The organism is Candidatus Protofrankia californiensis, assembly GCF_900634765.1.
GTDB classification, from domain to species: Bacteria; Actinomycetota; Actinomycetes; order Frankiales; family Frankiaceae; genus Protofrankia; species Protofrankia californiensis.
On the sequence record NZ_CAAAFT010000391.1, the window covers coordinates 4067 to 9216 of the forward strand.

General features: G+C 70.6%; 6 protein-coding genes. All 6 read right to left on the bottom strand.

The annotated features are described in order from the left end of the window. Window positions 1–316: 316 nt before the first annotated feature. The 6 genes from nusB to aroC all read right to left on the bottom strand — a co-directional run bounded on the left by nusB (window position 317) and on the right by aroC (window position 4919). The gene (nusB, locus tag DD1DGNOD_RS20075; RefSeq protein WP_131770817.1) at window positions 317–733 is read right to left on the bottom strand and encodes a transcription antitermination factor NusB; all 417 of its coding nucleotides are present in this window, start codon (window positions 731–733) and stop codon (window positions 317–319) included. Then, the gene (efp, locus tag DD1DGNOD_RS20080) at window positions 730–1293 is read right to left on the bottom strand and encodes an elongation factor P (RefSeq protein WP_131768044.1); all 564 of its coding nucleotides are present in this window, start codon (window positions 1291–1293) and stop codon (window positions 730–732) included. The genes nusB and efp overlap by 4 nt, the downstream gene beginning before the upstream one ends. 93 nt (window positions 1294–1386) lie before the next feature. Then, window positions 1387–1830, bottom strand: coding sequence for a type II 3-dehydroquinate dehydratase (locus tag DD1DGNOD_RS20085; RefSeq protein ID WP_131770818.1), 444 nt, complete (start codon window positions 1828–1830; stop codon window positions 1387–1389). After that, the gene (gene aroB, locus DD1DGNOD_RS20090; RefSeq protein ID WP_131768089.1) at window positions 1827–2957 is read right to left on the bottom strand and encodes a 3-dehydroquinate synthase; all 1131 of its coding nucleotides are present in this window, start codon (window positions 2955–2957) and stop codon (window positions 1827–1829) included. Before aroB ends, DD1DGNOD_RS20085 begins: the two co-directional genes overlap by 4 nt. A gap of 38 nt (window positions 2958–2995) precedes the next feature. Beyond that, the gene (locus tag DD1DGNOD_RS20095) at window positions 2996–3658 is read right to left on the bottom strand and encodes a shikimate kinase (protein ID WP_131768046.1); all 663 of its coding nucleotides are present in this window, start codon (window positions 3656–3658) and stop codon (window positions 2996–2998) included. Window positions 3659–3683: 25 nt separating this feature from the next. Continuing rightward, window positions 3684–4919 carry a chorismate synthase gene (gene aroC, locus DD1DGNOD_RS20100; RefSeq protein ID WP_131768047.1) on the bottom strand — a complete coding sequence of 412 codons (1236 nt, stop codon included), beginning with the start codon at window positions 4917–4919 and terminating at the stop codon, window positions 3684–3686. Window positions 4920–5150 lie beyond the last annotated feature (231 nt).

Below are 5150 nucleotides of genomic sequence, written 5' to 3' on the forward strand. Positions count from 1 at the left end.
TCGGCCTGACCGGGGCACAGGCCAAGTCTGACCGGCCAAAGGCGGCGCGACCATGTTTTCGCGCCGCTGGCGGCTGCACACAGGCCCAGCTGGCCAAAGGCGGCGCAACCATGTTTTCGCGCCGCTGGCGGGCGTAAGCCGGCCCAGCCGGCCAAAGGCGGCGCAACCGTCGTTTCCGTGCGCCGTCGGCCGGCCGCAAGAAGAGCCGGCCCACCCGCCATCCGGCCGGGAGACACCACCGTGGCGTCCCCCGGCCGGACAAAGGCGTCCCCACCGGACGGGTCCTCGCCCGGCTTGGGTCGTCGCGGCTTGGCTTCTACGAACGCGACGTCCGCCCCAGCTTGAGGTCGAGCAGTCGCGCCAACAGCCCGTTGACGAAGACCGGCGACCGCTCGGTCGACACGAGCCCGGCGAGTGCCACGGCCTCGTCAATGGCCACCCCGTCAGGGATGTCCTCGCGCCACAGCAGTTCCAGCGCGCCGATCCGCAGAATGTTGCGGTCCACCGGCGGCATGCGCTCGAGGGTCCATTCCTCGGCATAGTCGGAAAGCATCTCGTCGATGTCGGCGAGTCGCTCGGCGACACCCTCGACGAGAGTGACCGTGTATTCGGGCACGGGCGGATCCGACTGGGCGAGCCGCTGCGCGAGCGTCTCGGTGAAGCTGCTCCCGCGCAGGTCCGCCTCGTAAAGGATGTCGAGGGCGCGTTTACGAGCCTTCGACCGGGCGCTCAGCTCGTCACCCGGCCCAGGTAGCGACCGTCCCTCGTGTCCACCTTGACCTTCTCTCCGGTGGTGATGAAGAGCGGCACCTGAATCGTGGCGCCGGTCTCCAACGTCGCCGGCTTGTTGCCACCGGTGGAGCGGTCGCCCTGGACACCCGGCTCGGTCGCCGAGATGACCAGTTCGACGCTGGCGGGCAGCTCCACGTAGAGGGGTGCTCCGTCGTGCAGCGCAACCGTCGCCGTGGTGTTCTCCAGCATGTAGTCCGCGGCATCGCCCACGACCGCCGGTGGGATCGGGATCTGGTCGAACGACTCGCTGTCCATGAAGACGAAATCGGCGCCGTCGCGGTAAAGGAAGCTCATCTCACGCCGGTCGACGGTTGCCACGTCGACCTTCACTCCGGCGTTGAAGGTACGATCGACAACCTTGCCGGTCAGGACGTTCTTCAATGTCGTCCGGACGAACGCCCCGCCCTTCCCGGGCTTGACGTGCTGAAACCCGACGACGTTCCACAAGGTGCCGTCGAGGTCGAGTGTCATGCCGTTCTTCAGGTCATTCGTGGTTGCCACTGCGCACAACTCTCCAGCCGGACCAGCAGGTTGGTCCGTTCGACTGACGGGGATCTCGCGAAAGTCTATAGCCCCGACACACCACCCCAGCGTCTACGGCGCTGCCAGCCGGACCCTTGCCGCGATCGCCCGCAACGCAAGCAGGTAGGAGTCGAAGCCGAGACCGGTGATCGTCCCGACAGCCACCGCACTGATCACGCTGTGATGCCGGAACGCCTCCCGGGCATGGGTCTGACTCAGGTGCACCTCGACCAGCGGGCCCTGCACCTGCGTGGCCGCGTCGCGCAGCGCATAGGAGTAATGCGACCAGGCACCCGGATTCAGTACGACCGCGGCGCCGACGTCGGCGGCCTCGTGCAGCCAGCGCAGCATCGTGGCCTCGTCGTCGGTCTGCCGGCAGTCCACCTCCAGCCCGAGTTCGGTGGCCAGTTCCCGGCAGGCTGCCACCAGGTCGCCGTAGCTGCGGCTGCCGTACACCGCCGGCTCCCGCAGCCCCAGCCGGCCGAGATTCGCGCCGCTGAGCACCATGACCTTCATCGCTGCCCGCCTCCACCGGGCAGGTCCGACAGTTCCCGTGCCACCTCCGAGAACGCGGCCACGACCAACGCCGGATCCGGGTCGTCCAGTGTGCGTGGTCGACCGAGCCCGTCGAGGACGACGAAACGCAGCCGGCGACCGCGGCTTTTCTTGTCCACCCGCATCGCGTCAAGCAGTGCCGGCCAGCGGTCCGCCCGGTAGGTGGTGGGCAACCCGGTCCGTTCGAGCAGTTCGCGATGCCGGTCGGCGGTGGCCTCGTCCAGCCCCACCGCGAGCCGGCTCAGGGACGCGGCAAAGACCATGCCGACCGACACCGCGGCACCGTGGCGCCAGGTGAATCCCTCGACCTTCTCGATGGCGTGCCCGAGGGTGTGCCCGTAGTTGAGGATCTCCCGCCGGCCGCCCTCCCGCGGATCGGCCGACACCACCTCCGCCTTCACCCTGATCGACCGCTCGATCAGTTCACGCTGGTGACGCAGGCCGGTCGGGTCGTCCTCGAGCAGGTCGAGGATGCTCGGATCGGCGATGAAACCCGCTTTCACGACCTCGGCCAGGCCCGAGGCCCGCTCGTTCGCGGGCAGGGTCGCAAGCGTCGCCAGGTCGCAGAACACGGCAAGAGGATGGTGGAACGCCCCGACGAGGTTCTTGCCGGCGTCGATGTCGATCCCGGTCTTGCCGCCGATCGCCGCGTCCACCATCCCCAGGACCGTGGTCGGGATCTGCACGACGTCGACACCGCGCAACCACGAGGCCGCCACGAAGCCGGCGAGGTCGGTCGCCGCCCCACCGCCGAGGCCGATCACGATGTCGTCGCGGGTGAAGCCGACCTGGCCGAGGACGTCCCAGCAGAAGCCGGCGACGCGCAGCTGCTTGGCCTGCTCCCCGTCGGGGATCTCGACTGCGTGGGCCTCGACCTTCGCGGTGTCCCGCAGGTCCGCGACCACCGCCTCCGCGGTCGCCCGCAGTGCGCGGGGGTGGATGACCGCGGCACGGGTACGACCGGCGACCAGGTCGGCGAGTTCGCCGAGCAGACCCGCACCGACCACGACCTCGTAGGGGCGTTCACCGGTCGGGGCGACCTCGATCCGGCTCACCGGTACCGGGCTGACCGGTGTCCCCGACGGCAGTGTCGAAGGTGCGGGGAGCGGGGCCGCCTGCGACGTCGTCACGGCCTGACCAGCGATCCGGGGACCTCGGCCTCCCGGGCCTCTGGCGACCCTGGAACCTGGGCCTCCGGCAGCGCGCCAGAAACATGATCGCGCTGCCTCTGGCCCTCCAGCAGCTTCTCGACCAACTCGACTACCTCCTCAGGTGTGCGCCCGGCGGTGTCCACCACCGCGGAGGCGACTTCGGCATACAGCGGCGCGCGCGCCCGCAGCATCGCGGCGATCCTGGCGCGCGGCGCCTCGACCAACAGCGGACGGTCCCGGGCCAGACCGACCCTGGCCACCGCGTCGCGGACCCCGACGTCGAGGTGGATGACCGTGTGCCCCCGTAGCAACCGCCGGGTGGCGGGGTCCAGCACGGCGCCACCGCCCAGGGCGAGCACACCGTCATGCTCGGCCAGGGCACCGGCGATGGCGTCCCGCTCCAGGGCACGAAAGTGCTCCTCCCCCAGTTCGACGAAGATGTCGGCGACGGACATCCCGGCACGGACCTCGACGTCGGTGTCGGTGTCGCGGAAATCCGCGTCCAGCCGCCGCGCGAGCAGCCGCCCGACCGTGGTCTTCCCCGACCCGGGCGAGCCCACGAGCACCACGACCGGCTGCCGCGCACGGGCCGCCGCGGCGGTGCCAGCGGTGCCAGCGGCGTTCAGCGGGCCGGTCATGCGGCCGGCACCACGACAGCGGTGATCATACCGACTCCGATCTGACGATCAGGGATTTCAGATACGCCTCACAGTTGCGGCGGGACTCCTCCACCGAGTCGCCGCCGAACTTCTCCACGGCCGCGTCGGCGATCACCAACGCCACCATGGCTTCGGCGACCACCCCGGCGGCGGGTACCGCACACACGTCCGAGCGCTGCGCGATCGCGACCGCCTGCTCCCCGGTGGCGACGTCGATCGTCGACAGGGGCCGGGACAGCGTCGAGATCGGCTTCATGGCGGCCCGGACCCGCAGCGGCTCACCGGTGGTCATCCCGCCTTCGACGCCGCCGGCGCGGTCGGTGGCCCGCCGCACACGGTAGGCACCCCCCGGGTGCGCCGACGCCTGCGGCCCGTCCCCGGCGGGCACCGACTCGATCTCGTCGTGGGCCTGCGACCCGCGCCGCCGGGCCGTGGTGAAGCCGTCACCGAACTCCACACCCTTGATCGCCTGGATCCCCATGAGCTCCCCGGCGATCCGCGCGTCGAGCCGGCGGTCGCCGTGCACGTAGCTACCCAGCCCCGGTGGGCAGCCGTAGGCCAGGACCTCCACGATCCCGCCCAGGGTGTCGGCGTCCCGGCGGGCGGCATCGATCTCGGCGACCATCCGGATGCTCGTGGCTGGGTCGGCGCAGCGGACCGGGTCGGCGTCCACCACGTCCATCGTGACCGGCTGGGGCGGCGGCGAACCGGGTGGTACCTCGACACCGCCGATCGACACCACATGCGAGATGACCTCGATGCCGTACGCCTGCCTCAGCAGGGCCTTCGCGACCGTACCCAGCGCGACGCGCGCCGCGGTCTCCCTGGCGCTGGCCCGTTCCAGCACCGGACGGGCGTCGTCGAACCCGTACTTCTGCATGCCGGCCAGGTCCGCGTGACCGGGCCGGGGACGGGTCAGGGGGGCGTTGCGGGCCAACCCGGCAAGCCCCGCAGCGTCGACCGGATCCGGCGCCATGACCTCCCGCCACTTGGGCCACTCGGCGTTGCGGACGACGATGCTCACCGGACCGCCCAGGGTCAGGCCGTGGCGGACCCCACCCAGCAGCTCGACCTCGTCCCGCTCGAAGCTCATCCGGGCGCCCCGCCCGTGCCCGAGCCGACGCCGGGCGAGTTCGTCGGCTATCTGGGAGCTGGACACCCGGATACCGGCCGGCAGCCCCTCCACGGTCGCCACCAGAGCCGGACCGTGCGACTCTCCGGCAGTCAACCAACGCAGCATGGGGTCAGTCTTCCACGCCGTCGGTGTGCCGGAACCAGCTCCTTCGGCCAGAACGTTTCAGCTTGGGACGCTAATGCGCGTTCCAGGCGAGGACACCGACGAACGCCCCCATCAACAGGAACGGGCCGTAGGCGATCTGTGTCCGCCTGCCTGCCCGCCGCGTCACCAGCAGGATCAGCACCCACATCCCGGCGAGGGTGATCCCCGCCATGAGCCCGGTGAGAACCACCG

Coding starts and splice junctions, on each gene's coding strand:
- DD1DGNOD_RS20085 (WP_131770818.1), bottom strand. CDS start 1,830: ATGAAGGTCATGGTGCTCAGCGGCGCGAATCTCGGCCGGCTGGGGCTG.
- DD1DGNOD_RS20095 (WP_131768046.1), bottom strand. CDS start 3,658: ATGACCGGCCCGCTGAACGCCGCTGGCACCGCTGGCACCGCCGCGGCG.
- aroC (WP_131768047.1), bottom strand. CDS start 4,919: ATGCTGCGTTGGTTGACTGCCGGAGAGTCGCACGGTCCGGCTCTGGTG.